The 26,476-nt window shown below is 63.5% G+C and carries 26 protein-coding genes; 4 read left to right on the top strand and 22 right to left on the bottom strand.

Annotated features, from left to right (window positions below; genetic code table 11):
• Positions 1-6 precede the first annotated feature (6 nt).
• The 11 genes from KIT10_07620 to KIT10_07570 form a co-directional block, all read right to left on the bottom strand.
• Positions 7-1,110, bottom strand: coding sequence for a c-type cytochrome (locus KIT10_07620; protein MCW5899125.1), 1,104 nt, complete (start codon positions 1,108-1,110; stop codon positions 7-9).
• A gap of 123 nt (positions 1,111-1,233) precedes the next feature.
• On the bottom strand, positions 1,234-1,752 hold the full coding sequence (locus tag KIT10_07615) for a YeeE/YedE family protein (GenBank protein MCW5899124.1): 519 nt from the start codon (positions 1,750-1,752) through the stop codon (positions 1,234-1,236).
• Positions 1,753-1,757: 5 nt separating this feature from the next.
• Entirely contained in the window at positions 1,758-2,321 is a 564-nt protein-coding gene (locus KIT10_07610) for a YeeE/YedE family protein (protein ID MCW5899123.1), read from the bottom strand.
• 99 nt (positions 2,322-2,420) lie between these two features.
• Positions 2,421-3,836, bottom strand: a complete 1,416-nt coding sequence (locus KIT10_07605; protein MCW5899122.1) for an MBL fold metallo-hydrolase — start codon at positions 3,834-3,836, stop codon at positions 2,421-2,423.
• A 58-nt stretch (positions 3,837-3,894) separates the two neighbouring features.
• The gene (locus KIT10_07600; GenBank protein ID MCW5899121.1) at positions 3,895-4,707 is read right to left on the bottom strand and encodes a sulfite exporter TauE/SafE family protein; all 813 of its coding nucleotides are present in this window, start codon (positions 4,705-4,707) and stop codon (positions 3,895-3,897) included.
• A gap of 2 nt (positions 4,708-4,709) precedes the next feature.
• Positions 4,710-5,036, bottom strand: coding sequence for a helix-turn-helix transcriptional regulator (locus tag KIT10_07595; protein MCW5899120.1), 327 nt, complete (start codon positions 5,034-5,036; stop codon positions 4,710-4,712).
• A 150-nt stretch (positions 5,037-5,186) separates the two neighbouring features.
• On the bottom strand, positions 5,187-6,320 hold the full coding sequence (locus tag KIT10_07590) for a ribonuclease D (GenBank protein MCW5899119.1): 1,134 nt from the start codon (positions 6,318-6,320) through the stop codon (positions 5,187-5,189).
• A 64-nt stretch (positions 6,321-6,384) separates the two neighbouring features.
• Positions 6,385-6,738, bottom strand: a complete 354-nt coding sequence (locus tag KIT10_07585) for a DUF2752 domain-containing protein (protein ID MCW5899118.1) — start codon at positions 6,736-6,738, stop codon at positions 6,385-6,387.
• A 3-nt stretch (positions 6,739-6,741) separates the two neighbouring features.
• Positions 6,742-7,803, bottom strand: a complete 1,062-nt coding sequence (locus tag KIT10_07580) for an NTP transferase domain-containing protein (protein ID MCW5899117.1) — start codon at positions 7,801-7,803, stop codon at positions 6,742-6,744.
• Between the two features lie 54 nt (positions 7,804-7,857).
• A complete protein-coding gene (locus KIT10_07575; GenBank protein MCW5899116.1) occupies positions 7,858-8,490 on the bottom strand; it encodes a hypothetical protein in 633 nt (210 codons plus the stop codon).
• Positions 8,468-8,731 (bottom strand): hypothetical protein, encoded by a 264-nt coding sequence (locus KIT10_07570; protein MCW5899115.1) that lies wholly within the window; start codon positions 8,729-8,731, stop codon positions 8,468-8,470. Before KIT10_07570 ends, KIT10_07575 begins: the two co-directional genes overlap by 23 nt.
• A gap of 135 nt (positions 8,732-8,866) precedes the next feature.
• Here KIT10_07570 and KIT10_07565 point away from each other — a divergent pair, with 135 nt between their 5' ends.
• The 3 genes from KIT10_07565 to KIT10_07555 are packed head-to-tail and all read left to right on the top strand — an operon-like array spanning position 8,867 to position 12,282.
• Positions 8,867-9,886 (top strand): hypothetical protein, encoded by a 1,020-nt coding sequence (locus KIT10_07565; GenBank protein MCW5899114.1) that lies wholly within the window; start codon positions 8,867-8,869, stop codon positions 9,884-9,886.
• On the top strand, positions 9,879-10,820 hold the full coding sequence (locus KIT10_07560) for a hypothetical protein (GenBank protein ID MCW5899113.1): 942 nt from the start codon (positions 9,879-9,881) through the stop codon (positions 10,818-10,820). Before KIT10_07565 ends, KIT10_07560 begins: the two co-directional genes overlap by 8 nt.
• Positions 10,821-10,824: 4 nt before the next feature.
• A complete protein-coding gene (locus KIT10_07555) occupies positions 10,825-12,282 on the top strand; it encodes an O-antigen ligase family protein (protein ID MCW5899112.1) in 1,458 nt (485 codons plus the stop codon).
• A gap of 8 nt (positions 12,283-12,290) precedes the next feature.
• On the opposite strand, the gene KIT10_07550 is transcribed toward KIT10_07555, so the two are convergent.
• From KIT10_07550 to KIT10_07500, 11 genes are all read right to left on the bottom strand, one after another.
• The gene (locus tag KIT10_07550) at positions 12,291-13,517 is read right to left on the bottom strand and encodes a PP2C family protein-serine/threonine phosphatase (GenBank protein MCW5899111.1); all 1,227 of its coding nucleotides are present in this window, start codon (positions 13,515-13,517) and stop codon (positions 12,291-12,293) included.
• Between the two features lie 4 nt (positions 13,518-13,521).
• The gene (locus KIT10_07545; protein ID MCW5899110.1) at positions 13,522-14,595 is read right to left on the bottom strand and encodes a UDP-3-O-(3-hydroxymyristoyl)glucosamine N-acyltransferase; all 1,074 of its coding nucleotides are present in this window, start codon (positions 14,593-14,595) and stop codon (positions 13,522-13,524) included.
• Between the two features lie 174 nt (positions 14,596-14,769).
• Positions 14,770-15,333: an elongation factor P gene (gene efp / locus KIT10_07540; GenBank protein MCW5899109.1), complete on the bottom strand. Its 564-nt coding sequence runs from the start codon at positions 15,331-15,333 to the stop codon at positions 14,770-14,772.
• A gap of 118 nt (positions 15,334-15,451) precedes the next feature.
• Complete coding sequence (locus tag KIT10_07535; protein ID MCW5899108.1) at positions 15,452-16,084, bottom strand: ABC transporter ATP-binding protein; 633 nt, start codon at positions 16,082-16,084, stop codon at positions 15,452-15,454.
• Between the two features lie 36 nt (positions 16,085-16,120).
• Positions 16,121-16,903, bottom strand: a complete 783-nt coding sequence (gene lpxA / locus KIT10_07530) for an acyl-ACP--UDP-N-acetylglucosamine O-acyltransferase (protein MCW5899107.1) — start codon at positions 16,901-16,903, stop codon at positions 16,121-16,123.
• 5 nt (positions 16,904-16,908) lie between these two features.
• Positions 16,909-18,348 carry a bifunctional UDP-3-O-[3-hydroxymyristoyl] N-acetylglucosamine deacetylase/3-hydroxyacyl-ACP dehydratase gene (locus KIT10_07525; GenBank protein ID MCW5899106.1) on the bottom strand — a complete coding sequence of 480 codons (1,440 nt, stop codon included), beginning with the start codon at positions 18,346-18,348 and terminating at the stop codon, positions 16,909-16,911.
• Positions 18,349-18,417: 69 nt separating this feature from the next.
• Complete coding sequence (gene lpxD / locus KIT10_07520; GenBank protein MCW5899105.1) at positions 18,418-19,470, bottom strand: UDP-3-O-(3-hydroxymyristoyl)glucosamine N-acyltransferase; 1,053 nt, start codon at positions 19,468-19,470, stop codon at positions 18,418-18,420.
• 51 nt (positions 19,471-19,521) lie between these two features.
• Positions 19,522-20,070 carry a DUF2911 domain-containing protein gene (locus tag KIT10_07515; GenBank protein ID MCW5899104.1) on the bottom strand — a complete coding sequence of 183 codons (549 nt, stop codon included), beginning with the start codon at positions 20,068-20,070 and terminating at the stop codon, positions 19,522-19,524.
• A gap of 40 nt (positions 20,071-20,110) precedes the next feature.
• Positions 20,111-20,890 carry an SDR family oxidoreductase gene (locus tag KIT10_07510; GenBank protein MCW5899103.1) on the bottom strand — a complete coding sequence of 260 codons (780 nt, stop codon included), beginning with the start codon at positions 20,888-20,890 and terminating at the stop codon, positions 20,111-20,113.
• A gap of 12 nt (positions 20,891-20,902) precedes the next feature.
• Positions 20,903-22,120, bottom strand: a complete 1,218-nt coding sequence (locus tag KIT10_07505) for an HD domain-containing protein (GenBank protein MCW5899102.1) — start codon at positions 22,118-22,120, stop codon at positions 20,903-20,905.
• Positions 22,121-22,200: 80 nt separating this feature from the next.
• Positions 22,201-24,720 (bottom strand): hypothetical protein, encoded by a 2,520-nt coding sequence (locus tag KIT10_07500; GenBank protein ID MCW5899101.1) that lies wholly within the window; start codon positions 24,718-24,720, stop codon positions 22,201-22,203.
• 157 nt (positions 24,721-24,877) lie between these two features.
• On the opposite strand from KIT10_07500, the gene KIT10_07495 reads away from it, so the two are divergent.
• Positions 24,878-26,431 carry a PglZ domain-containing protein gene (locus KIT10_07495; protein MCW5899100.1) on the top strand — a complete coding sequence of 518 codons (1,554 nt, stop codon included), beginning with the start codon at positions 24,878-24,880 and terminating at the stop codon, positions 26,429-26,431.
• Positions 26,432-26,476 lie beyond the last annotated feature (45 nt).

Below are 26,476 nucleotides of genomic sequence, written 5' to 3'. Positions count from 1 at the left end.
ACCCCATTATGGCGTGGCCGCGGGTTTCTTCTTGAATTCTGCGATCGGTCCGAATGGTCCGTACTTGTGTTGCGACTCCGGGAAGGTATCGGTGAAAGGTCCGAAGGGGTGGTCCATCGGCTTGGCGGCGATGTCCGGCCAGTCGCCCGTGATGTCCATCACGGGACGGCGTTGCGAGTTCACGTAGGCTGCCACGTCCCACGCTTCCTCATCGCTCAATTGCGGGTATTCCCATGTCACACCTTGTGGCATGTTGGTCTTCACGTAGCCAGCGAAACGGCTCATGCGGAAGAGGCCCGCACCATCGTTGTAGCTGCCTTCGCCCCAAAGCGGCGGGTACTGGTGGGTGCGGCCATCGGCCTTCAACTGGCCAAGGCCATCGGCACCGTGGCAGCTTTCGCACTTCGCGGTGTAGATCTCCGCTCCGTTCACGGGGTCGGCGGCGCGATCCATGAAGGCGATTTCCACAATGCCGCTGCCCTTGGGCTTGTAGCCCTTTTCTATCCCGCTGCCCAGCCATTCCATGTAGGCGAGCATGGCGCGCATCTCACGGCCGTTGGTGTCCAGCGCCGTGCCGTTCAGGCTGCGCTCCACACAATCATTGATTCGCTTCGCCACGGTCTCCTGTGTGCCGCTGCGGGCGCGGAACTTCGGGTATGTGCTCCACACCGCGCCGTAGTTGTTGCCCCAGGGCTTGGTACCCGCGTCCAAGTGGCAGTTCTGGCAATTGAGCGCGTTGGTGTTCCGCATCACCATGCCGTTCGGTCCGAGGTAATGTGCGGTGTTGGCGATGAGCTCGCGGCCGTACCGCACCAGGTCACGTCGTTCCTTCGGCAGGTATATCAACCGCGTGGTATCCGCACCGGTCCACAGGCTGTCGGGACCGTAGGTGGCCACCTGTGGTGGGCGCGGTTCGAGCCACGCTTTTGGGACGAAGAGCTGTGCGAAGACCACTGCCAGAATGATCCATACGATGCGCTTGCTCCAGCTCATGCTGCCGCCTGGCGGAAGACCGGCCCTTGCGTTCAGCACGCGTACGGCGTCATCCAACACGTACATCACCACCAGCACCAGCAGGGTGGTGAGCAGGATGAGGATCGGGATGAGCATCGGCGGTGAGAATGGTGAGGGTGGAGAAAGCGGTGAAAGCAGTGAAGGTGGTCCTGATGGTGAGGTGGTGCACAGCGCCGTTCCTTCTCGCCATTCTCTCCTCTTTCACAATTCTCGCCGCATTCAGTGCGGCAGCTTCTCGCGGAAGACGCCATACACGTAAGTGCCCAGCCAGGCGCTGAGGAAGGTGACGACGATGACCGAGTAGCCCGCACCTATCTGCGCGAAGAGCGGACCCGGACAGGCACCGGTGATGGCCCAGCCCAGACCGAACAGCAGGCCGCCATAGATCTGGCCCTTGTTGAAGGTCTTGTTGGGGATGACCACGGTCTCTCCTTGCAGGGTCTTGATGTTGAAGCGCTTGATGAGCTGTACGCTGATGAGGCCCACCACCACGGCGGTGCCGATCACGCCGTACATGTGGAAGCTCTCGAAGCGGAACATCTCCTGGATGCGGAACCAGCTGATGATCTCCGCCTTGAAGAAGACGATACCGAAGAGCACGCCCCAAGCACTGTATTTCAGGTTGTCCCACCAGGGACGCTCCACCTGGCTCTCATTCACGCACATGGTGTCCAGCGAACGCACCTCGAAGTCGGTGTTCGTTTCCACCGCGGGGATATTGTTGACGATCTTTTCCATGGCGATCAGAGGGTGAGGAGGGTTGGGAGGATGAACCAGGTCATGATGATGCCTCCGACCATGAACATCACGGTGGCGATGAGGCTGGGCCACTGCAGGCTGCTGAGGCCCATGATGGCGTGGCCACTGGTGCAGCCCCCGGCGTAGCGTGTGCCGAAGCCCACCATGAAGCCGCCGATCACGAAGAAGATCAGGCCGCGCAAGGTGAACAATTGCTCCCAGCTGAAGATCTCGGCGGGCAACAGATGGCTGGTGTCCGTGATGCCTTTGCTGGCGAGGTATTGCTGCGTGGGGTCAGCGAGCACGATGGGGTTGGGGTCGCTCAGAAAGGTGGCGGCGAGGAAGGCGCCCACGGCGATACCGCCCACGAAGAAGAGGTTCCACGCCTCTTTCTTCCAGTCGTACTTGAAGAACTTGATGTCGCCCGGCATGCAGGCGGCACAGAGGTGGCGCAGCGAACTGCTGATGCCGAAGGTCTTGTTGCCCACGAGCAACAGGAAGGGCACGGTGAGGCCGATGAGCGTACCGGCCACATACCACGACCAGGGTTGTTTCAGGGTTTCGAGCATGGGGTGAGGGTATCGGTGGATGGTCGGAGGTGACTGGTGAATGGGAATGCCCGGAGGGGCGACCCATTCACCATGGACCATTCGCCATTCGCTTGTGCTTTACTTCTTCAACGTGCTCGGGCAGACGTGGTCCGTCACCTTCACGTCCGGGTTCTTCTTGATGGCGTTGAATCCACCAGCCACATCGATGATGTTGTGCCAGCCGCGGGCTTTCAAGAGGCTGGCCGCGATCATGCTGCGGTAGCCGCCAGCGCAGTGGATGTAATTGGGCTCCTCCTTGCTGAAGGCGGCCAGGTTCTGGTTGATGTACTGGAGCGATGCGTGCCAGGCGCCGTCCACGTGCTCCGCTTCGTACTCTCCGTCCTTGCGCACGTCCACCACGCGGAGCTTGTTCTCCTTGAAACGCTTGGCGAACTCCTCGGCGGAGATGCTCTCGATGGTGTCCACCTCCTTGCCGCTGGTCTTCCACGCGTCGATGCCGCCCTTCAGGAAGCCGAAGACGTTGTCGTAGCCCACGCGGGCCAGGCGGGTCACCACCTCATCTTCCATGCCTTCGTCGGTCACCAGCAGCAGCGGGTGCTTCACGTCAGGGATCATGGCGCCCACCCAGGGAGCGAAGTCGCCCTTGATGCCGATGTTGATGCTGCGGGGTACGAAACCGTCCTTGAAGGTCTGTGCGCCGCGCGTGTCGAGCACCAGCGCGCCTTCGGTCTCGGCCACAAGTTCGAACTGGTCGGGGGTGAGGGCGCGCATGCCGCGCTCCTTCACGCTGTCCACGCTTTCGATCACGCCCTTGTTCATGGCCACGTTCTGCGGGAAGTAGGCCGGGGGTGGCAGCAGGCCGTCGGTCACTTCCTTGATGAACTGTTCCTTGGTGGCGGCCTTCAGCGCGTAGTTGGTCTTCTTCTGGTTGCCCAGGGTGTCCCAGGTCTCCTTGCTCATGTTCTTGCCGCAGGCGCTGCCGGCACCGTGTGCGGGGTATACCAGCACGTCATCGGGCAGGGTCATGATCTTGTTGTGCAGGCTGTCGTAGAGGTAGCCGGCCAGGTCCTCCTGCGTCAGCGAACCCATCTTCTGCGCCAGGTCAGGGCGTCCCACGTCGCCGATGAACAGCGTGTCTCCGCTGAAGATCGCGTGCGGCTTGCCGTTCTCGTCCTTCAGCAGGTAGGTGGTGCTCTCCATGGTGTGGCCGGGGGTGTGCAGCACGGTGATGGTCACCTTGCCCACGTTCAGCACCTCGCCGTCCTTGGCGATATGCGCCTCGAATGTTGGGTTGGCGTTGGGGCCGTAAACGATGGGCGCGCCGGTCTTCTTGCTGAGGTCCACATGGCCGCTCACGAAGTCGGCGTGGAAGTGGGTCTCCAGCACGTACTTGATCTTCGCGCCGCTTGCTTCAGCGCGTTCCAGGTAGGGCTGGGTTTCGCGCAGCGGGTCGATGATCACGGCCTCGCCGCTGCTCTCGATGTAGTAGGCGCCTTGTGCCAGGCAGCCGGTATAGATCTGTTCGATCTTCATGGTAAGGGGAGGTTGTTTGTTGTGGGTTGGTTGGGGGGCATCATGATGCGCCCGTGGGTTAGGAGAGTTGCGAGAGCTCCCTTCCGATGATGTACACGCCCATCACGAGCACGAACCATCCGAAGGCGGGTTTGAGTTTTTCGTTGGGGATGCGCTTGCTGAGCATGCTGCCGAGCAGGATGCCGCCGATGGCCACCGCGCTGAAGATGCCCAGGAAGCCCCAGTCGATGGACTCGCCGCCCTTGAGGTCGCCCAGGAAGCCCAACAGGCTCTTGGCGGCGATGATGATCAGCGAGGTGCCCACGGCCTGTTTCATCGGCAGTTTGGCCAGCAGCACGAGTGCGGGTATGATGAGGAATCCTCCTCCTGCGCCCACCAGACCGGTGATGGTGCCCACGATGACACCTTCGGCCAGGATCAGCGGGTAGTTGAATCTGATGGCCTCTTCGGCGCGCTGGTCAGGGCCGAGCGGCGCCTTGGGTTTCTTGATCATGCTGTAGGCCGCTGCCACCATCAGCAAGGCGAAGAAGATGAGCATGCCCAAGGCCTTGGTCACGGCCGTGTCGCCCATCGTGAAAAGCGGATCAGGCAACCAGGGCACCAGCCAGGCACGTGTGGCGTAAACGGCCAGAATGCTCGGTATGCCGAAGACGATGGCCGTGCGCCAGTGGATGTTGCCCAAGCGCATGTGGCTGCCACTGCCGATCAGGCTGGTGAGGCCCACGATGAACAGGGAGTAGGCCGTGGCGAGCACAGCGTCCACATGGAAAAGATACACGAGGATGGGCACGGTGAGGATGCTGCCACCCCCGCCGATGAGGCCGAGGGAGAGACCCATGATGACAGCGCCTATGTAGCCGATGATCTCCATGCTCAAAGGGTATCGCAGCAATGCTCCAGGCAGTTCACGATCTTCAAGAACTCGGGCCGCTTCAGGTGCCAGAAGGTGAATTTGCCTTCCTTCTCGAATTCCAGCAGCCCCTTGTCACGCATCAGGGTGAGGTGCTGGCTGAGGATGGCCTGTTCGATGCCGAGCATCTCCTGGATCTCCCGGTTGCACAATCGCACGCTGCGCCCCAACAGGTCGAGAATGGCCAGGCGCTGCGGATGCGCGGCGGTACGAAGGAGTTCACTCGCCTTGGCCAGCTTGTCACTGCCCACGCGTTCATCCAGAGAGTTCATGGTCATGTGCGCGTTCATCAACAGCACAAAAGTATAGCCGTATCGCTATGTGATAATGTGACTTGGGTCACCGAGGCTGGAAGTTGAGGCTTGATCGGGTGGAGGTTGGCCAGTATCCAACCTCCTGCACAACCCTGCCTGTGGGCAGGCAGGGCAGGCTCCAAAAACCTATACGACCTTCAACAACTCCTCCCCAAAATGCCGCACTTGATAGCGGCGTATGCCCGGCAGCGCGGCCAGCGCTTCCAGATCGCCGGGCTTGGTGCGGGCGATGTCCATGAGCAGCTGGTTGGCCGCCACGATGCCGGGACGCAACTCGTGCGCGCTGGTCAGTGCGTCGCGCATTTGCTTCAGCCGTTTGAGGCGCTCTTCGTATTCGTCGTCGCGTTGCCAGCGCTTGGGCTTGGGGATGCGCGGCCATTCTTCCTTGGGCATATCTACTCCACGCTTCACGGCCTGAAGAATGGCGCGTCCATGCCGTTCCACCAACTTGGGTGAAAGTCCCTTTCGTCCGTCCAGGCCCTTCAGGTCCATGGGGGGGTCTGTGGCCAGGGACAGCAGGACCTCGTTGCCAAGCACCATGAAGGTGGCGCGGTCCTGCTTGGCCGCCACGCTTTCTCGCCAGGCATGCACTTCGCGCAGAACGGCCAGTTGGTGCGGCTTGAGGGTCTTGGCGCCTTTCATGCGCAGGAAGGCGGGTTCCTCCTCGTTCGGCAGATTGAAGGGCGCATCGGTCAACAGGGCGAACTCCTCCTCGGCCCAGCTCCAGCGGTCCAATGCCTTCAACCGCGCTTCCAGGATGTCGCGCAGCGCGATCAGGTGGCTGGTGTCACCGGCGGCGTAGTCCAGCATGGGTCGCGGCAGGGGGCGCTTGCTCCAATCCGCCTTCTGGAACTTTTTGTCCACCTGGATCCCCAAGTGGCGGCCCAGCAAGGCGGCCAGACCGATCTCCGGTTCGTTGACCAACTCCGCCGCCACCAACGTGTCGAAAACGTTCTCCACGCGGATGCCGTGGTACTTCGCCAGGATGCGCAGGTCGTAGTCGGCATCGTGGATCACCACTTCCATGCGCTGGTCGGCCAGGAGGGAGCCAAGGGGGGCCAGGTCGGGCAGGGCAAGCGGGTCCACCAACCAGGTGCGCTGCCGCGAACTGAGTTGTACCAGGCAGACGCTTTCGCGGTAGCGGTGGAAGCTGGAAGCCTCGGTATCCAGCGCCAGCACCTTTTCCGACCCGATCTCACGCAAGCGCTCGGCCAGCACGGCCGGCTCGGTGATCAATTCGTAAGGCTCTGGCGGTGTCATCGCTGCGGACGGATGCTCGGCGGCGGGGCGCAAGGTAGTGGCTGGCCCAGCGCGCTGCCTGCGCCTACGGCCATTCGCGCCAAATGGCCCAGATCGCCGCCACCATGGCCCAGATGGCCAGGCCCATGGGTGCCAGGGGGTTGGGTAGCTTGGGCCAGCGGCGCGCCACAACCGCCTGCAGCATCATCAGGGGCGGGGCCAGCAACACCAGGGCGTTGTGCTGGAAGGCTTCGAGGATGCGGCCGTGCAGCAGGTGGTGCAGGGCGTGTGTGGCGCCACAGCCGGGGCAGCGATGGCCGGTGATGGCGCGGAAACCACAGGCCTGGAAACCATCGTCCGGGCCGGGCGTGAAATGCCACAGCAGGACGATCGCCACGGCCAGCATGACCACCAGCGTCACCCGGCCGGCGGTGCCCATGGCTCAGAGGGCATCGTCGGCCCCGTCGGCCTTCAGGTCGTTGACGATCTGCCGGATAAGCTGCTCGTCCTGCAAGCGGCACACGAGGAGGGCCTCCGGGGTGCTCACTACGATATGGCCGTCCAGCCCTTGCAGCACGGTGATGCGGCCATCGTGGACATGCACCATGTTCCGGCCGCAGTCGTAAAGGCGCACACCATCGCCCACCACCGCGTTGTTCTTGCCGTCCTTGGGCAGGTGGGTGAACAGGCTGCCCCAGGTCCCCAGGTCGCTCCAGCCGAAGTCACCCATGACGGTGTAGACATCCGCGGCCTTTTCCATGATCCCGTAGTCGATGCTCACATTGTCCACTTGGGCATAGAGCCCTTCGATGAAGGCCTTTTCACCGGGCGTGCCGTAGTGGGCCACACCAGCGTCGAACTGCGCCGCCATTTCCGGAAGGTGTTCCTGGAAGGCGGCGGTGATGGCTTTCACATGCCAGATGAAGATGCCGGAGTTCCACAGGAAGTCGCCGCTCTCGAGGAAGCGCAGGGCCGTGTCGTGGTCGGGCTTCTCGGTGAAGGTGCGCACCCGCTTCACGCGGGGATGCTTGCCACCCTCCTCCAATTTGAACTGGATGTAGCCGTAGCCGGTATCCGGGCGGGTGGGCATGATGCCCAGAGTGACGAGGTGCTTCGCGTCGGCGGCCTGCTCCAGGGCAAGACGGAGCGTATCATGGAAGGCGGTCTCCTTCAGGACCAGGTGGTCGCTGGGAGCCACGATCACGCGGGCATCGGGGTCCAGCCTGGCGATGACCCGGGTGGCATAGGCCACACAGGGCGCCGTGTTGCGGCGGGCGGGCTCGCACAGGATGCGGCTTTCGGGCAGATCGGGCAGTTGCTCGCGCACCAGGGCGGCGTAGCGCTCATTGGTCACCACCAGGATGTTCTCAGGCGGGCACAGGGCCAGAAAGCGATCGTAGGTGAGCTGTAACAGGCTGCGCCCCAGCCCGAGAATGTCCAGGAATTGCTTGGGGCGGGCGTCTCGGCTCAACGGCCAGAAACGGCTGCCGATGCCGCCGGCCATGATCACGCAATAGGTGTGACGATCGCTCATGCTGGTGGACTGGCCCTGGGTGCGTCAGCCTGCTTTGCGCACGATGAGCGGGCCATTCACATGCACCTCCGCCAGCGGATCGATCAGATACACGCGCCGGTCGTTGAGGCAATGGCACTTGAAACGCTTGCGCAGCTGGGGACCCTTCACGAAGATGCGGTCGTTGAAACGGAACACGGCGCGCTCGGGGATCTCATCCAGCATGGGCCGCTGGTCGCGGTCATAGCGGCGCAGCACACGCATGAGCCCAAGGTCGGTGCAACTGCTCGCGGGCGCGTCCGTCAGGTGGTGTTCCAAGGCATGCAGCACGTCGGCGGGGAACACCGCGCGGCTCATGAAGGGCCGCATCAGGCGGTGGTACTCGGCCTTCCATACCGGGCCGTGGGGTGCCGTCCAGCGGCGCGTCCTCACGTGCACCGAGAAGTGCGCGAACTCATGCACCAGGGTCACGAGGAAGGCGTACTTGTTCAGGTCGGCGTTCACGCTCACGCGGTTGGGCTGGGTGCGTGTGGCGCAGCGGAAATCGCCGAGTTTGGTGGTGCGTGGCCTCGCGACCCGCACCTGCACCGGGTTGCGCCGCAGCCATTGCGACACCACGGGCCAGGCCCCGGCCGGCAGATACCGGCGGAGTTCCTCAGGGTCGCGTACGGTGGGCATGGGCGTTCTCGTGCTGTGGCCGGGGCTTCCAGCGGGTTTCGATGGACCGTGAAGAGCCGGGTGGGGGGCCGAAAATAGCATGCTCCGAGTTCCCATCACGCAGGGGAGCGTGGTTCCATTTCGGACAGTCGCAGCCCTTCCGCTTGGAACTCCGGTACTTGGCCGGATGCGGGTGGCACGAGGCGGCCAGCACCAGCAGCAGCAGGGCGATCGGCAGGGTGCGGGGCAGGGGGCTGGGCATGGCCGGGGCAAAGCTAGGCCAGCGCTCCCCAAGGCCCCGGCAAAAGTGCCCCGGGCCGCGCCGGACGGGCGTTCCAGGGCAGCGGCAGCCCTGCACGGGAAGGCTTACATTTGGCCCTCTTCAGAAAAAGCCCCCATGCAGGACACGCAGCGTCAGCAACCCATGGATTCATTCGATCTGGTCCTCTTCCTCTGGGCCAGGCGGCGGCTGATCGGGGTGGTCACGCTGTTGGGTCTGGTCACAGGCTTGGTCGCGGCCTTCGTCATCCGGCCCCTGTACCTGAGCGAGGTGATCATGTTCCCCGCCGTCACCAACTCGGTGTCCAAGGCCCTGCTGAGCGAAATGAGCACCGGCCGGGACGATATCCTGGCCCTGGGCGATGAGCAGGACGCCGAGCAACTGTTGCAGATGCTCCAAAGTGACCAGATCCGGGACCGCGTGGCCGACCGTTTCGACCTTTTGGACGTGTACCGCATCAAGCCCGATGCGAAGCACCGCCTAAGCGAACTGCGCAAGGCCTACGAGGACCACATCAAATTCGAGTACACCAAGTTCGGCAGCGTACGCGTCACCGTGCTCGATCCCGAGCCACAGCGCGCCGCCGATATCGCCAATTACATCAGCGACCATGTGGACAGCGTTTGGAAGGACATGGCGCTGGAGCGTGCCGAGAAGGGATTCACCATTGTGGAACGCAAGGTGCGCTTGCTGGAGGAGAGCATCCGCACCATGGACGACAGCCTTCGGCAACTGCGCCAACTGGGCGTGCATGACTACCACACCCAGAGCGAGCGCTACAACGAATACCTGGGCGCGGCCATCGTGAAAGGGGACCAGCGCGCCGTCCGTGAGTTCGAGGACCGCTTCAAGGTGCTGGCCGAGCATGGTGGCACCTACGTCACCATCCAGGACCGCATCTTCAATGAGACCAAGCGCCTGAGCATCCTGAAGATGAAACTGGAACAGGCGCAAGCCGATCGCGACAGCGACCTGCCGCACAAGTTCGTGGTGAACAAGGCCCAGCCGGCCGACAAGAAGGCCTATCCCATCCGCTGGTTGGTCGTGGCCATCTGCACCCTCTCGGGCAGCCTGTTGTCCCTGTTGCTTATCGTGGTGCGGGAGAACGTCAGGAAGATCCGTGCGAGCCATGCGTGACGACCTCTCCTTCCGCGCGTCCATGGACCTGATCGCCCGCAAGTGGCGAACCTTCGGTCTGGTGGCCGTGGTGGCCATCCTGCTCGGGGCCTTGTTGTCCTCGCCCATGGTGATCACGCCGCGCTACCGCTCCATGGCCACGGTATACCCCGTGAACCTCACGAGCTACAGCACCGAGACACGTACCGACCAGCTGCTTCAACTGCTGGAGAGCAACAGCATCCGCGACAGCCTGATCAAGCGTTTCGACCTGGCCACGGTGTACGAGGCCGACACCACCCAACGGGGCGGCTATTTCGTGCTGTACAACGAGTTCAAGGACCGTGTGGAGATCAGCAAGACGCGCTATGAGAGCGTGATGATCGAGATCCTCGACGAGGATCCCCGCCGCGCGCGAGACCTCGTGCTGGCCATGCTGGAGCAGGTGAACCTGCTGGCGCGCCGCCTACAGCGGGAGAAATCATTCGAGGTGCTGGAGATCGCCGAGCGGGCCATGCGGCACGAGCGCGTGAAGCTCGATTCCGTAGAGGCGCGCCTGAACGTATTGCGCCGCGAGACCGGCCTGCTCTCCTACAAGGACCAGGTGCGGGAACTCACCCGGGGTCTCGTGCGCATGATCCAGGCCGGTGCGCCCCAGGGCCGGGTGGATGAGGTGCGGGCCATGATCCGCGAACTCGAGCGCAAGGGCGGCGAGTTCAATGAGTTGACCGAAATGGGGGATCTCTTCCGCAAGAACTACGACCGCCTGCTCACCGAGTACGAGAAGGTGGTGAATGACGTGACCAAGGAACTCACTTACACCAACGTGGTGGTCTATCCGGAGATCGCCGACAAGAAGGTCTATCCCGTCCGCTGGCTCATCGTGCTGCTCAGCACGGTGTCTGCACTCTTCCTCTGCTTCATCCTGCTCACCTGGCGCGAACGGGATAGTTGAGCCCATGGCACGGTCGCTGAAGGACCATTGGATCCTGGCCATCTGCGTGGCCTTCGTGCTGGTGAACGCCCTGCTCACCGCCAAGGAGATCTACTGGCTGAACCTGCTTCCCGCGGCGCTGCTGGTGGTGTGGGCCATGATGGCCTCGCTGGACCGGCTCATCCTGTTCATCGCCTTCGCCACGCCGCTCTCCATCAACCTGGAGGAACTGGAACTCGGCGGCATCGGCGTGAGCCTGCCCACCGAGCCGTTGATGGTGGGCGTGATGCTGCTCTTCCTGCTGAAGTCCGCCATGGAGAAGCGCGTCCTCGATCCCCGTGTGTGGCGGCATCCGATAACGGGCATCATCGTGGCGCAACTCCTTTGGATGGCTGCCACCATCGTGCCCAGCAGCATGCCCTTGGTCTCCATCAAGTCCTTCACCGCCCAGCTCTGGTTCATCACCTGCATGTTCTTCGTGGCCTCACGCCTCTTCGAGCGTTCCAGCGAGATGCACCGCTTCATGTGGGCCTTTCTGGGAGGATTGTCCATCGTGGTGGTGTACACCCTGGTCCACCACGCCCAATATGAGTTCGCGCACGATCCCGGGCACTGGGTGATGAGCCCCTTCTTCAAGGACCACACGAGCTACGGCGCTGTGATCGCCTTCTTCCTGCCCTTCGTGGTGGCGGCCATCGGCATGCCGGGCTATTCGCGCACGCGGCGCACCGTGGCCATGCTTCTTCTGCTGCTGCTGGTCACCGGCCTGGTGTTCTCCTACACGCGCGCCGCCTGGGTGAGCCTGGTGGGCGCGCTGGGCGTTTTCCTGGTGATGCGCCTGCGCATTCCACTGTGGGTGGTGGCGCTCACGCTGGTGGCGGCCGGTGGCGTCTATTGGGCCAACGAGGAGCAGATCACCATCGCGCTGGAGCGCAACCGCGAGGAGTCATCGGACGACCTGGGCGAGCACGTGCGCTCCATCTCGAACATTTCCAGCGACGCCTCCAACCTGGAACGCATCAACCGCTGGAATTCGGCCATCCGCATGTGGAAGGAGCGGCCCCTCTTCGGCTGGGGACCGGGCACCTACATGTTCCAGTACGCGCCTTTCCAGGCCTCCTCGGAGCGCACCATCATCAGCACCAATTTCGGGCTGCAGGGCAATGCGCACAGCGAGTATCTCGGGCCGCTATCGGAGCAGGGTGTCCTGGGCATGTTGCTGATGTTGCTCCTGGTGGGCGTCACCACCGTGGTGTCCCTTCGGCTCTACAAGCGCATACCGCCGGGCGACGACCGAAGGTTGCTCACCGCGGCGTTCCTGGGGCTGGTGACCTACTATCTGCACGGTGTGCTCAACAACTTCCTCGACCTGGACAAGGCTTCGGTGCCTTTCTGGGCGTTCACGGCGATCGTGGTGCTGATGGACCTGAAGTATCCGAAGACCTCGACGCGGGAAAGCCTGGCCCCTTCGCCGCAGGGCTGATCCGGCTACTATTCGAAGCGGCAGGTCAGCACGGCGATATCGTCCAGGAATGGCTGGTCGCCGCGGTGCAGCTCGTAGGCCGCTTTCAATGCCTGACCGATGCGGGCGGGGCCTTCACTTTCGTGCATCGTCAGCAACCGTTCCACTTCCTGTGTGCCCAGTTCCTCGCCCGCGGCGTTCTCCTGCTCCACCAAGCCATCGGTGTAGCAGAGCAGGGTGCTGCCCGGAGGCAGATCACGCTCTCCTGGTTTGAGGAATGGCAGCGAAGGCAACATGCCCAGGGCCACGCAGCCGTCGCTGAGCCGGGCGATGCCGGCACCGGTCTGGAGCAAGGCGGCATTGTGCCCGGCGCTTACGTAGCGCAGCCGCCGCGTGCGCAGGTCCGCATGCGCGATGAAGAGGGTGATGAAGCGTTCACCGCGCGCGCTGGCGTTCACCTTGTCGTTGAGCAGCGCCACCAGTGCGGGCAGGTCCGTGGCGGCCTCGTGGGCCAGCGCGCGGATGTTCGCCTGGAAGTTGCTCATCAGCAGCGCGGCAGCCATGCCCTTGCCACTCACATCGGCCACGCACAGCACCAGTTCATCCTCATTGAGGCGAACCAGATCGTAGTAGTCGCCGCCCACCTGCCCATGGGGCTGGTACCACGCGTCGGCCTGTATGCGGGAATCGTTCGGCAACTCGCGCGGCACCAGCATGCTCTGCATCTCGGCGGCGAGCTCCAATTCGCGGCGCGCACGTTCCTGCAGCAGCGCCTGCCTCGCCAGCCGCTTGTTCTCCATGGCCACCACGATCAGGTTGGTGAGTGTCTGGATGAAGTTGAGGTGCTTCACCGTGGGGCTCATGCGCTGCTCCTCCTCATCGATATCACCGATCAGCAGGAAGGCCAGTGGCTGTTCTCGGTGGTAAACGGGCACGGCCACATCGAAGGCGCCGAGGCTGCCGGCGCTTTCTGAATTGATCACCTGGATGTCCTGGTAGGCGCTGAAGATCCGCTCCACATCGAGGTCCTCGGCCCGGCCCGTGTGGCCATAGCTGAGGATGCGTTCCCACCGCTCGGCTTTCTCGAAGAGCATCAGCCGGGTGATGCCGAGGTCCTCGCGAACGATGCGCTCATAGAGCGCCAGCAGATCGCCGCGATCCATGTTGGCGTTGATGGCCTTGGTGACATCGAGCAGTGCGCGCAGCTGGAATTCCTTCAACTCCAACCGCTCCACGATGCGCTCCAGGCGGGCCATGTTCTCAGTCCTTGGGCTTCTTGAACAGCTCCGGCAGGCGGCCCAGAAGCGCGATCTCGCGCATTTTGGCCTTCCATTCCCCGGCGGGACTGCCGAAGTAGGTCCTGCCGCCCTCCAGTGAATTGATCAGGCCGCTCTGGCCCAGCACCGTGGCGCCCGCGCCGATGCGCAGTTTGCTGGGCACGCCCACCTGGCCCCAGAGCGTCACGCCATCCTCGATCACCACGGCGCCGCTGATGCCCACATGCGCGGCGATCAGGCAATGTTCTCCGATGATGGTGTCGTGGCCCACCTGCACGTGGTTGTCGATCTTGGTGCCACGGCCGATGCGCGTGTCGGCGCTCACCCCGCGGTCGATGGTGCATAGCGCGCCGATCTCCACGTCGTCGCCGATGGTGACACTGCCTCCGGGCGGCATCTTTTCATAGCCGGCGGAGCGCTTCTTGTAGTAGAAGGGATCCGCGCCGATCACCGTGTTGGCATGCACGATCACGCGGTCGCCGATCGTGGTGCGCTCGTAGATGACCACCCCGGGATGGATGATGCATCCGCGGCCGATGACCACGTCCGGCCCGAGCATCGCACTGGGATGCACCCGGCTGCCTTCGCCGATGGCCGCATCCGCCTGATCCCAATACCGGCGCGGCATGAAGCGCTCCACCAGCCGGTTGTAGTCGCGGCAGGGATCGTCGCTGACGATGAGCGCCTTGCCTTCGGGCACCTCCACGGCCTTGTCGATGAGGATGGTGGTGGCGGCGCTGCGCAGGGCTTTGTCGTAGTACTTCGGATGGTCCACGAAGACCAGGTCGCCGGCCTCCACACGGTTGATCTCGTTGATGCCGGTGACGGGCAGATCGGCGCGGCCCAGCACTTGGGCGCCGAGCCAACGCGCGATGTCGGATGCGGAGTGGGGGGGATCGAGTAGCACGGCCGGGCGATGTGGGCCAAAGGTAGAGGCCCTCGTATTGTGCGACCGCTCAGGGCCGACGCGCCTTGGCGCAGCGAACCATGAATGGACATGAATGAACGTGTATCCCCGGTCCGTCCAAGGCCCACAGGCATTCCTGGGAAGAGGCATTGCCGTCCGATACCTATCGTACCATCAAAGTCCATCCAAGGCGATCCTTGACCAGTATCGGTGGGCCTCAGCCCCTTGCACACCAAGCTGGACCGATCGATCCTCGACCTTGGGCCGACTCTTGAAGAGCACTGGCCCTTCGCGGCTGGGACGCTTGGAGGTCGTGGCCCCGGCCTACTTCTTCACCCGGTCCAGGTACTCGCCGGTCTCGGTGTCCACGCGCACCACGGTGCCGATCTCCACGAAGCTGGGCACGCTGATCTCCACGCCCGTGTCCAGGGTGGCGGCCTTCATCACCTTGCTGCTGGTATCGCCCTTCACGGCGGTCTCCGTGTAGGTCACTTCCAGCTCCACCACCTTGGGCGGGCGGGCGAAGATGGGCACCTCGCTCTCGAAGCCGACCTGCACGATCATCTCCTCCTTCATGAATCCGAGGGCATTGCCGAAGAGTCCCACGGGAATGTACTTCTGGTCGAAGGTCTCCCGGTCCATGCACACCAGGTTGTCGCCGTCGCGGTAGAGGTATTGCAGTTCGTGCACCTCCACCCGCAGCAGTTCCAGGGATTCCCCGCTGCGGAAACGGTTCTCGGCGAGTTTGCCGTTGCGCAGGTTGCGCATCTTGCCCTGGTAGAAGGCGCGCAGGTTGCCCGGGGTGCGGTGCTGCCATTCCATGATCTGGCAGATGTCCCCATTGTAGCGGATGTAGGAACCTACGTTGACGTCGGCGGTGGTGGCCATGCGGCGGTGCTATTTCGTTCGGGCGGCGAAAATAGGCCCTTTTCGGTTGGTGGCTGAAGCCCGCTGGAGGTTGAAGATGGCTGCCATCCTGCCATGGAGCGAGCGAGTGGCCGGCGACCTATCCCGGCAGGGCCTTGAAGCGCTCCACTTCCAGGCGGTCGTGGCACAGGGCGAATTCGTCCTGTTGGGCATTGCTGGCCACCAGCAGGGTGCGTCCATCGAGGTGTCCGCCGAGCAGGTCAACGTACCAGGCGATGGCGGTGGCGTCCAGATTGCTGGCGGGTTCGTCCAGCAGCAGCAAAGGGGTGTCGCTGAGAATGGCCAGGGCGAGCTTCACACGTTGCTTCATGCCGCTGCTGAAGTGCCGCACAGGCTTTTCCAGGGCGTGTTCCAGTCTGGCGATGCCGGCCACCTCCTCGGGCCGCAACCCGTTGCGCAGGGGTTTGAAGCGCGCATGGAAGGCGATCGTCTGCCGCAGGGACAGCTCTTCATAGAGTCCGAGGTAGGGCGCCGCGACGCTCATGTGGCGGTACACCGCTTCCTGCGGAATGGCGCCTTGGCCAGTGCGGTGTTCGATCGACCCCGAGGTGGGGGCCAATGCCCCGCCCACCAATTGGAGCAGGGTGCTCTTGCCGCTTCCGTTCGGACCCAGGATCGCCGTGCGTGAGCCGGAGGCCAGCTTCAACGACACGCCTTGGACGACCACCTCGCGGCCGAATTGCTTCGCGATATCACGCAGGATGATCTCCATGCCCTGTCAACCCTTCATTGGCCCCAACGCCCATGCTCATTCCGTGAGCCCCCGCATGATGCCACGCGGGCTGTTGCGGATGAAATCGAGGATGAGGCCGCGTTCGGGGCTGCGGGCCATGGTCTGCTCCACGTTCTGCACGGCGCGCTCCACGTTGCTGTTGCGCACGAAGATCTCGCGGTAGATGTCCTCGATGCGCGCGATGGCGTCGTCCTTGAATCCGCGGCGACGCAGGCCCACCACGTTCACGCCCACATAGCTCAGCGGCTCGCGGGCGGCTTTCACGAAGGGCGGCACGTTCTTGCGCACCAGGCTGGCCCCGGCGATGAAGCTGTGCGCACCGATGTGGATGAATTGCTGCACCGCCACGTTGCCTTCCAGGATGGCCCAGTCGTCGATGGTGACGTGGCCGGCGAGGTTCACGCTGTTGGCGATCACCACATGGTCGCCCACGATGCAATCGTGCGCCAGATGCACGTAGGCCATCAGCAGGCAATTGGCTCCTACGGCGGTCTTCAGGCGGTCGGCGGTGCCGCGATTGATGGTGACGCACTCGCGTATGGTGGTGCCATCGCCCACTTCGGCCGTGGTGTATTCGCCGGCGAACTTCAGGTCCTGCGGGATGGCGCCGATGACCGCACCGGGGAAGATGCGGCACTTGCTGCCCACGCGGGTGCCGTTCATCAGCACCGCGCTGGGCCCGATCCAGGTGCCATCGCCCACCGTCACATCGGCCTGCAGGGTGGCGAAAGGCTCCACGACGACATCCTTCCCGAGCTTGGCGTCGGGGTGCACGAAGGCGTGTGGTGAGATGCTCATGATGTTCAGGCGCCGGCCTTGGCCTTCTTTTCCGCAGGCACCTTGTCACGCACGATCTGGGCCATCATTTCGGCCTCCACGGCGAGCTGTCCGTTCACGTAGCCGTGGCCCTGCATGTGCACCAAGCCGCGCCGGATGGGCGTGATCAGGGTGAGGTGGAATACGAGCGTGTCGCCGGGTACCACCTTGCGCCGGTAGCGGATGCCGTCGGTCTTGAGGAAGTAGGTGGTGTAGTTCTCGGGGTCAGGCACCTGGCTGAGGGCGAAGATGCCGCCCACCTGCGCCATGGCCTCCACCTGCAGCACGCCGGGCATCACGGGGTTGCCGGGAAAATGGCCGGTGAAGTGCGGCTCGTTCAGCGTCACGTTCTTCACGCCGATGATGCTGGTCTTGTCCATCGACATCACCTTGTCCACCAGCAGGAAGGGGTAGCGGTGGGGAAGGAGGCGGTGGATCGCGGCGTTGTCATACAAGGGTTCAGCCGTGAGGTCCAGGTGGGCCACGGGGTTCTTCTCTTCTTCACGCATCTTGGCCTTGATGCGCTTGGCGAAGCTGGTGTTGCCGAAATGGCCGGGCCGTGCGGCGAGGATGTGGCCCTTGATGGGACGGCCCACCAGCGCCAGGTCGCCGATGATGTCCATGAGCTTGTGGCGCGCGGGTTCGTTGAAGAATTTCAGATCGGTGGTGTTGAGCACGCCATTGCGGCGGATCTCCACTTCCTGGTAGGGTTTGTTCAGGGCTTTGGCGAGCGCCTTCAGGTCCTCCTGGGTGGTGCCCTCCCGGTCCTCCAGCACAATGGCGTTGTCCAGGTCGCCACCTTTGATCAGCCCCGCCTTGGCGAGTTGTTCCAGTTCGCGCAGGAAGACGAACGTGCGGCAGGGGGCGATCTCCGTCTTGAACTCCTCCGCCCGGTACATGCTGGCGTGCTGGGTGCCGAGCACGGGGCTGTTGTAGTCCACCATCACGGTCAGCCGGAATTCGCCGCCCGGCGCGGGAACGCCGAGCATCTCGGTGCCGCGTTCCTCGGTCTCGAACCAGATGGGTTCCTTCAGCACCCACCAGTTCCGTTCGGCGTCCTGTTCTTCCAGCCCCACGGCTTCGATGGCCTCCACGAAGGGCAGCGCACTGCCGTTCATGATGGGCACTTCAGGACCGGTGAGTTTCAGCAGGCAGTTGTCCACGCCCAGGGCATAGAGCGCGCTGAGCACGTGTTCGGTGGTGTTCACCACGGCCTCGCCCTTGCCCAGGGTGGTGCCGCGCGCGGTGCTCACCACCAGGTCCGCATCGGCCTCGATCACGGGTTGGCCGGGCAGGTCGGTGCGCTGGAATTTGTAGCCGTGGCCCACAGGTGCCGGGCAAAGGGTCAACTCCACAGGTTCGCCGGTATGGAGTCCCACACCATGCAGCGTGGCTTCGCTTCTCAGGGTATGCTGCCGGTCGCTCATCGCCTTGCTAAGGGGCCTCGGACATCACGATGGCCTCGCCGGGCGAAGGTAGATCGCCGGGCCGAAGCGCTACCGGTCCGCCGCCGGAGGCTCCCCACCGGATCGACCGCGCTCCAGATCGCCCAGGCGTTTGCCCATTTCGGGCAGGCGGCGGAAGAGGATATGGCTGCGCTTGAATTCCACGATGGGGAAGGCCGGAGAACCCTGCACGGTGGTGCCTTCGGGGATGTCGCTGGCGATACCGCTCTGGGCGGCGATGCGCACGCGGTCGCCGATGGTGAGATGCCCCGCGATGCCCACCTGCCCGCCGATCATGCAATGGGCGCCCACCTTGCTGCTGCCCGCGATGCCGGTCTGCGCGGCGATCACCGTGTGCGCCCCGATCTCCGCGTTGTGGCCCACCTGGATCAGGTTGTCCAGCTTCACACCGGTGCGGATGATGGTGCTGCCCATGGTGGCGCGGTCGATGGTGGTGTTGGCGCCGATCTCCACCTGGTCCTCGATCACCACATTGCCCACCTGGGCCATCTTCACGTAACGGCCTTCGGCATCAGTGCTGAAACCGAATCCGTCCGCTCCGATGATGACACCGCTGTGGATGACGCATCCGGCGCCGATGACGCATTTGGGGTAGACCTTCACACCGGCGTGCAAAAGCGTGCCGCGGCCGATTCGCACGCCATCGCCGATCACGCAGCCTGGGAAGATCTTCACGGCATCCTCCAGCACGACGTCATCGCCGATATGGCTGAAGGTGCCCACGTAGGTGTCGCGGCCCAGCCTGGCCTTGGGGCTCACATAGCTGGGTTGTTCGATGCCCTTGCGGTCGTACTGCAACTGCGTGTAGCGATCCAGCAACTCGGTGAAGGCGGCTCGCGGGTCGCCCACGCGGATGAGCGTGAGACGCTTGGGCAGGGTGCGCTGGGGCTCGAAGGCCGCCGCCACGATGGCGATGCTGGCGCCGGTGGTGTAGAGGTGCTCGGTATACTTGGGGTTGGCCAGGAAGGTAAGGGTGCCGCTGCGGGCCTCCTCGATCTTGGCCAGATCATTCACCAGGACCTGCGGGTCGCCATCGACCTCTCCACCGAGGAGCTCGGCGATCTGTGCTGCGGTGAATTGCATGGCGGACGGTGCGCTGGGTGAGGCGCGGCGAAGATACCCCGGCCAAGGCCGTCAATGGTCCAGCGGAACGGTCACACGCGTGCGGTCCCAGGCCAGCACCAAAGCGAAGGGTTCGTCCTGCAAGCTGATGGTGAACTGTTCCAAGGGCGGGTTCTGTGCTTCCACGGGCACCGTCACCTTCGCCACATCGTGCTCGGGTTCGCGGCTCGCCTCACCGCCCCACTTCACGCCCCAGGCGTAGCGCTTGCCGTTGAGGATCACCTTCCATTGCTCCGGCCCCGGAATGGTCCACAGCGTATAGGTGCCGGCTTTCAGGGGCGTGTCACCGAACTGGATGTCCGCATTGGTGCGGAAGGTGGTGGCTTCGTTCGCTCCGGTGCGCCACACCTGGTCGTATGGCACCAACCCACCGAAGATGGGGCGTCCTTTCTTGAAGGGCCTGCAGTAGTTCACCTCCAGCTCGATATCGTGGTGCACCAGCGTCACTTTCTCCATCGGACTGTGGCGCTTGGTCTGCTTCTTCATGAAGCGCAGGCCAATGAAGCCAAGGATGAGCAGGGCACCGAGGAGAATGAGTAGGATGCGGACCAATTTGGACATGGTGCTGTGGCTGGGTTCGATGGAAGGACCGCAATGTACTTCAGCCCTTCCGGTGCACTTGTGTGCTGCTGGCTTGTGCGGTAGGCGTCACCACCAGATCGTTGATGCACACATGTGGCGGGCGTGTGGCGGCGAACCACACCAGATCGGCGATGTCGGCGCCGCGCAGGGGCTCCATGCCGAGGTAGACCTGCTTCGCCTTGTGTTCATCGCCCTTGAAGCGCACCAGGCTGAATTCGGTCTCGGCCAGGCCGGGCGCGATCTGGGTCACCTTGATGCCGTGGGGGAGCAGGTCCTGCCGCATGGCCTTGGTCAGGGCGTCCACCGCATGCTTGCTGGCGCAGTACACGTTGCCGCGCGGGTACACCTCCTTGCCAGCCACGCTTCCGATGTTGATGATGTGACCGCGCCCACGCTCGATCATGCCGGGGATCACCGCACGGCTCACGTGCAGCAGGCCCTTCACATTGGTGTCCAGCATGGTGTTCCAGTCCTCCAGATCGCCCTCCTGGATGGATGCCATGCCGGCAGCGAGCCCGGCGTTGTTCACCAGCACGTCGATATCCTTCCAGTCGTCGGGCAGTGAGGCGATGGCACGCTGCACCTCGTCGTTGTCGCGCACATCGAAGTGCAGGGGATGCACGATGGGTGGACCTTCGAGCTTGCCGTGCAGACCTTCGAGCTCCTTGCGCAGGGCTTCCAATCTTTCCTTGCGGCGGCCGGTGATGACGACACGCCAACCCTCGGCGGCGAAGCGGCGCGCGATGGCCTCGCCGAAACCGGCGGTGGCACCGGTCACGAGTACGATGGGGGACGGCATGATGGGGCGAACTTACTTCTGCGACCACCTCGGCCACGCCAGGTACCACTTCTCCACCGGCTTGCTCAGCGCGGCGATCCCCAGGTTGTCGCTGGCGTCGGCGATGTCGCGAAGCGTGCCATCCTTGTGCAGCAGTTCGATGCGGTCCTGGGCGGGATCGTAAGCGTTATTGATGATGCTGCCGGTGAGGACGAAGTGGTCCGCCGCCGTTGGGTCGATACCGAGCTGCTGTGCCACGCGGCCCTTCATCTCCTTGACGCGCTGTGGGTCCCAGGGCTGGTCCTGCAAGCGGATGTGCAGCGTGCGTCGGTGCGTGAGGTCCTCGGCCAATTGCTTCAGCACTTTGTCCGGATGGGCGGCCCAGACCTTCACAGCGCCCATCACGTCGTGGTCGTCCAATCGGAGGAAGTCCGCCAGCACCTCCGGGTCGTGGTAGCTCGCACGGTCATGGTGCTTGGTGAGGAAGCGCGACAATGCGGGCGATGCGAACACGGCCTCACCTCGCATGGCCAGGTGCTTCGCGCGGCGCAGGGTCTCCACCAGCATCAGTTCGCAGGCCACCACCGTCTTGTGCAGGTACACCTGCCAGTACATCAGCCGCCGCGCCACCAGGAACTTCTCGATGCTGTAAATGGCCTTCTCCTCCACCACCAGCCGATCATCGACCACCTGCAACATCTTGATGATGCGCTCGCCACCAATGACACCTTCACTGACGCCGGTGTAGAAGCTGTCGCGGTTCAGGTAGTCGATGCGGTCCACGTCCAGCTGGCTGCTGACGAGTTGATGGAGGAAGTGTTTCGGATACTGGTCCCGGAAGATGCGGATACCGGTGCTGAGCGCGCCATCGAATCTGGCGTTCAGCGCATCCATCACCAGGGCGCTCACGTCCTCGTGGGAGATGCCTTCCACGAGGCTGTGCTCCAACGCATGGCTGAAGGGTCCGTGGCCCACATCGTGCAGCAGGATGGCGATGGATGCGCCGAGGGCCTCGTCGTCGGTGATCCCATGTCCCTTGCCACGCAAAGTGGCGATGGCCTCGCCCATCAGATGCATGGCGCCCAGCGCATGGTGGAAGCGCGTGTGCAGCGCACCGGGATAGACCAGGTGACCAAGGGCCAGCTGCTTGATGTAGCGCAGCCGCTGGAACCACGGATGGTCGATCAGCCGCAGCACCATCGGGTGCGGCACGCTGATGAAGCCGTAGATGGGGTCGTTGAGGATCTTCATGCCGGTGACAACGGAGGTTGAAGGTAGTTGGACGTTGTCTGGTCCTGTCGGCCCCGTCGGCGCTCCGATCTTCAACCCTGTCACCACACCCTGGCCACCACGGGCCTCGTCCACATGCCCTTCTCCATGGTGATGTGCACCAGGTAGGTGCCCGGTGGCTGTGCGGACAGGTCCAACTGGTGCAGGTCGCGCTGGCCCATGCGGGGGCGGATCGCCCGTCCCACGGCATCGAACACACGCACCTCCAGCAGCCGGCCCAGGCGTTCGTCGGCGCGGATGATGTAGCGGCCTTCCATGTCGACCGGCATGACCAGCGGACCTTCGGTGATCGCGATCCCATCCACGCTGGCGAAGGGCGAGAAGTAGAGGTCCGCTTCCCAGATGCCACGCCCATAAGTACCCGCGCGCAAGGTGCCGCTGCCCATGTGGATCTCCAGTTCGGTCACCACCACATTGGGCAGTCCGTTGCCGTAGAGTTCCCAACCCTCGGTGTAGTCGTCGCGGTAGAACACGCCCATGTCGGTGCCGAGGTACACGCCATTGGGCGAATCGGGCTGGGTGACGATGCTGTTGGCCGGCACGTTGGGCAGGCCCAGGCTGCGGTTGATCCAGGAGCTGCCACCGTTCACGCTTTCATAGACCTTCTGTCCGCCGGTCTGGCCGCTGAAGGTGATCCACACATGCAGGGGATCATCGTGGTCCACGGCGATGGAAGTGGGCGAGAGGTTGGGCAGGCCGGGCTTGATGCTATTCCAGGTGAAGCCGCCGTCGATGCTGCGCATGACCCGGTCGTTGCGTGCGGCGAACCACACATCCGGATCGGAAGGTGCGATGGCGATCACACGGACGAATTCGCCCGTGGGCCAGAAGGTGGTCTGGTACCAGTTGTCGCCACGGTCGGCGGTGACCCACAGGTTGCGGAAGCCGGCCACGAGCACCGTGGGATCGGTGGGGTGCAGCACATAGGGTGTGACCCAGGCGCCTTCGTCGTCGATGTTGTCGGTAAGGCCCGTCCAGCTGACACCCTCGTTGTTGGAGCGCAGGAGACCACCGTTCTGGTATGCGCCGTAGAGGATGCTGTTGCTCGCACGATCCACCGCGCATTCCATGCCGTCCGCGCCGAAGATGTGCGTCCATTGGCCGTCCTTCAAACGGTTGGTGCCGTTGTCCTGGGCGCCACCCAGCAGCAGGCCGGCATCCGATGCGCTTCCGCCGATGCGGTAGAATTGCGTGATGTCCAATCCGAAGCTTCGGTTCTGCCAGTTGTTGCCGGTGTTGGCGCTGACGAAGATCCCGCCGTCGGACCCGCACCAGATCTTGCCGTCCAGCACATCCAGCGAATGGATGTCCGCGTGGGTGTACCCGATCATGGAAGGGTAGACCCAGTGGGACACGATGTTCCAGTTGGCGCCGCCATCGGTGCTGCGCCACACGTTGATGCCACCCACATACACGAGGTCGGGGTTCTCCGTGTCCACGGCCAGGGCCATGTCGTACCAGGCCTGTCCGCCCAGGTCATCGCCCACCTCGCTGTAGCCGAAGAGGTTCGGCGAAGTGGATCGCGTCTCGAAGGTGTGGCCGCCATCGGTGCTTCTGTAGAGACCGAGAAAACCGTTCTGGTTGTTGCTGCACAGGGCGTACACGATCAGGGGGTCGGCGGGTGTGACGGCGATGGCCATGCGACCCACCTGCGAGGGGGAAGGCAGGCCGGTGATGCCCGCGTTGCTGAAGTTGTCGCCACCGGGTTCGCTGCGGTAGAATGAGGTGCCGCAGGCGTACACGATGGTGGTGTCCCCCGGCATGAATTCCACATCGCGGAATGAGCCACCACTGTGCTGGGTCCAGTTCTCGCCGCCATCGGTGGTGCTGTACAATCCGCTGCTGGCGGCGCAATACAGCACGTCGGGGTCGTTCTGGCGCATGCGCAGGGCCCGCGTGGTGCGGGTCTGGTTGATGTTCCAGTCCAGTCCGGTGCTTTCCCAGGTCTGGCCGCCATCGGTGGTCTTCAGCACCCCGGCGCTGTAAGTGTCGGCACCGTCGCCATCACCGGTGGCGATGAAGATGGTCTGCGGTTCGTCCGGGTGGATGACGATGCCGGAAACGCCCATGGAGGGCAGGTCGGTGAAGAGGGCCTCCCACCCTGTGCCGGGGATGTAGCGCCACAGACCGCCACTGGGGGTGCCCGCATAGATGATCTCCGGGTCCTGGGGGTCGAGCGCCACGCAGTTCACGCGTCCGTTGCCGGGGTTGTAGGAGAAGGTGTTCCATTGCGTGGGTCCCAAGGAGCGCCATTCGGCCCCGTCTCGCAGGCCGCCACGTTGGGCGTGCATCTGCCGCACCTCCTGTGTGGCCTGCAGGTGGATCGCAGGGTCGGGCCGCTCGCCGCTGGGCCAGGTGCGCTGCTCCATGAACCAGTGCCAGCGCTGGAACTGTTTCCAGCCCTTGCCGCGCACATAGGTGCGGCCTTCCCACTCGGTGTCGAAGGCGGCCTTCACATCATGGATGTTGGTCGTCTCGTCCATCAGCAGATCCACCCAGTGCTGGGCCGGAAGCATGGTGGTGGTGGCGAACAACAGAAGAAACGTGGTGGATCGCAGCATGAACAGGTGTTGTGTGAGGTGCGAAAGTACGGGAGGCGCCTCCAGACGGACCCTACCTTCGCCCACCCGGGCAACACCGCGTCTCGTTCCGCGTTGGCCGGATATGCACATCACCCGGAACACCATCGCACCGCCTGCGGGCACCCCCATCCACCCCATGACCGCCAACATCCTTTGGGCCGACGACGAGATCGACCTGCTGCGCCCGCATGTGCTCTTTTTGGAAGGCAAGGGCTACGGCGTGGACACCGTGAACAACGGTCTGGACGCCGTGGAGAAGGTGCGGGCCAAGGAGTACGACATCATCTTCCTGGATGAGAACATGCCCGGCCTCAGCGGGCTGGAAACGCTCAGCCGTATCAAGGACATCCAACCGCACACCCCGGTGGTGATGATCACCAAGAGCGAGGAGGAGCACATCATGGAGGAGGCCATCGGCGGCAAGATCGGCGACTACCTCATCAAACCGGTGAACCCCAACCAGATCCTGCTCACCCTGAAGAAGCACCTGGAAGGCCGGCGCCTGCGCAGCGAGAAGACCACCAGCAACTACCAGCAGCAGTTCCGCCAGCTGGCCATGCGCATGGGCGATCGCCTGGGCACCGAGGATTGGAAGCAGCTCTACGGCGAACTGGTGAAATGGGAACTGGACCTCGTGGGCGGGCAGGACCAGGGCATGACCGACATATTGCGCAGCCAGTGGACCGAGGCCAACGACCTCTTCGCACGCTTCGTGGAGAAGAATTACCTGGACTGGGTGAACGGCCAGGGCGACGACACCCCGCTGATGAGCCACCAGATCTTCAAGGCCAAGGTGGCGCCGCTGATCGACGAGAAGCAGCCACCACTCTTCCTGGTGCTGATCGACAACCTGCGGCTGGACCAATGGCGCGTGCTGGAGCCCTTCGTCGGCGAGTACTTCCGCACCGAGGAGCAGGGCATGTTCTACAGCATCCTGCCCACCGCCACGCAATACGCGCGCAACGCGCTATTCGCCGGCCTCATGCCAAGCGAGATCGAGAAGCGCTTCCCCGGCAAGTGGATCAGCGAGGACGAGCAGGGCAGCAAGAACGCGCACGAGGAGGAGTTCATCGGAGGGCAGCTGAAAAGCCTGGGGAAGAACGTGAAGTACAGCTACCACAAGATCCTGAACCTGGCCACCGGTAAGAAACTGGCCGAATCGCTGGACAACCTGATGGGCAATCCGCTCAACGTGATCGTCTACAACTTCGTGGACATGCTGAGCCACGCCCGCACCGAGATGGAGGTGATCCGCGAGCTGGCCGATGACGATGCCGCCTACCGCAGCCTCACCAAGAGCTGGTTCGAGCATTCGCCGCTGCTGGACATCATCAAGGGCATCGCCGAACGCGGCGGCCGCATGGTCATCACCACGGACCATGGCACCATCCGCGTGGGCGAACCCAGCAAGGTGGTGGGTGACCGCAACACCAACACCAACCTGCGCTACAAGTACGGCAAGAACCTCACCTACGAGAGCCGCGATGTGCTGGTGGTGAAGGATCCCGCTAAGGCCTTCCTGCCCAAGGCGAACGTGAGCACCGTCTACATCTTCGCCAAGCAGGACAAGTTCTTCGTCTACCCCAACAACTACAACCACTTCGTCACCTACTTCCGCCACACCTTCCAGCACGGGGGTATCAGCATGGAGGAGATGATGGTGCCTTGGGCGGTGTTGAAGGCGCGATAGGGCGTGGGATGAAGCCTGTCTGCCGGCCGGCAGGGTCGTGGTTGA

It is taken from the genome of Flavobacteriales bacterium, assembly GCA_026129465.1.
In the GTDB taxonomy this organism is placed as follows: domain Bacteria; phylum Bacteroidota; class Bacteroidia; order Flavobacteriales_F; family PHOS-HE28; genus PHOS-HE28.
The sequence above is the reverse complement of the archived record's forward strand: the minus strand, read 5'-3'. Positions and strand labels throughout refer to the sequence as shown.

Bases quoted from the DNA above. Each gene is read 5' to 3' on its own strand.
- KIT10_07535 (MCW5899108.1), bottom strand. From the start codon at position 16,084: ATGGAGATCATCCTGCGTGATATCGCGAAGCAATTCGGCCGCGAGGTG.
- KIT10_07495 (MCW5899100.1), top strand. From the start codon at position 24,878: ATGACCGCCAACATCCTTTGGGCCGACGACGAGATCGACCTGCTGCGC.
- KIT10_07560 (MCW5899113.1), top strand. From the start codon at position 9,879: ATGCGTGACGACCTCTCCTTCCGCGCGTCCATGGACCTGATCGCCCGC.
- KIT10_07580 (MCW5899117.1), bottom strand. From the start codon at position 7,803: ATGGCCGGCGGCATCGGCAGCCGTTTCTGGCCGTTGAGCCGAGACGCC.
- lpxD (MCW5899105.1), bottom strand. From the start codon at position 19,470: ATGCAATTCACCGCAGCACAGATCGCCGAGCTCCTCGGTGGAGAGGTC.
- KIT10_07505 (MCW5899102.1), bottom strand. From the start codon at position 22,120: ATGAAGATCCTCAACGACCCCATCTACGGCTTCATCAGCGTGCCGCAC.
- KIT10_07515 (MCW5899104.1), bottom strand. From the start codon at position 20,070: ATGTCCAAATTGGTCCGCATCCTACTCATTCTCCTCGGTGCCCTGCTC.
- KIT10_07545 (MCW5899110.1), bottom strand. From the start codon at position 14,595: ATGCCTCTTCCCAGGAATGCCTGTGGGCCTTGGACGGACCGGGGATAC.
- KIT10_07595 (MCW5899120.1), bottom strand. From the start codon at position 5,036: ATGAACGCGCACATGACCATGAACTCTCTGGATGAACGCGTGGGCAGT.
- efp (MCW5899109.1), bottom strand. From the start codon at position 15,333: ATGGCCACCACCGCCGACGTCAACGTAGGTTCCTACATCCGCTACAAT.
- KIT10_07610 (MCW5899123.1), bottom strand. From the start codon at position 2,321: ATGCTCGAAACCCTGAAACAACCCTGGTCGTGGTATGTGGCCGGTACG.
- KIT10_07550 (MCW5899111.1), bottom strand. From the start codon at position 13,517: ATGGCCCGCCTGGAGCGCATCGTGGAGCGGTTGGAGTTGAAGGAATTC.
- KIT10_07585 (MCW5899118.1), bottom strand. From the start codon at position 6,738: ATGGGCACCGCCGGCCGGGTGACGCTGGTGGTCATGCTGGCCGTGGCG.
- KIT10_07555 (MCW5899112.1), top strand. From the start codon at position 10,825: ATGGCACGGTCGCTGAAGGACCATTGGATCCTGGCCATCTGCGTGGCC.
- KIT10_07605 (MCW5899122.1), bottom strand. From the start codon at position 3,836: ATGAAGATCGAACAGATCTATACCGGCTGCCTGGCACAAGGCGCCTAC.
- KIT10_07525 (MCW5899106.1), bottom strand. From the start codon at position 18,348: ATGAGCGACCGGCAGCATACCCTGAGAAGCGAAGCCACGCTGCATGGT.
- KIT10_07510 (MCW5899103.1), bottom strand. From the start codon at position 20,890: ATGCCGTCCCCCATCGTACTCGTGACCGGTGCCACCGCCGGTTTCGGC.
- KIT10_07570 (MCW5899115.1), bottom strand. From the start codon at position 8,731: ATGCCCAGCCCCCTGCCCCGCACCCTGCCGATCGCCCTGCTGCTGCTG.
- KIT10_07500 (MCW5899101.1), bottom strand. From the start codon at position 24,720: ATGCTGCGATCCACCACGTTTCTTCTGTTGTTCGCCACCACCACCATG.
- KIT10_07590 (MCW5899119.1), bottom strand. From the start codon at position 6,320: ATGACACCGCCAGAGCCTTACGAATTGATCACCGAGCCGGCCGTGCTG.
- KIT10_07615 (MCW5899124.1), bottom strand. From the start codon at position 1,752: ATGGAAAAGATCGTCAACAATATCCCCGCGGTGGAAACGAACACCGAC.
- KIT10_07565 (MCW5899114.1), top strand. From the start codon at position 8,867: ATGCAGGACACGCAGCGTCAGCAACCCATGGATTCATTCGATCTGGTC.
- lpxA (MCW5899107.1), bottom strand. From the start codon at position 16,903: ATGAGCATCTCACCACACGCCTTCGTGCACCCCGACGCCAAGCTCGGG.
- KIT10_07575 (MCW5899116.1), bottom strand. From the start codon at position 8,490: ATGCCCACCGTACGCGACCCTGAGGAACTCCGCCGGTATCTGCCGGCC.
- KIT10_07600 (MCW5899121.1), bottom strand. From the start codon at position 4,707: ATGGAGATCATCGGCTACATAGGCGCTGTCATCATGGGTCTCTCCCTC.
- KIT10_07620 (MCW5899125.1), bottom strand. From the start codon at position 1,110: ATGCTCATCCCGATCCTCATCCTGCTCACCACCCTGCTGGTGCTGGTG.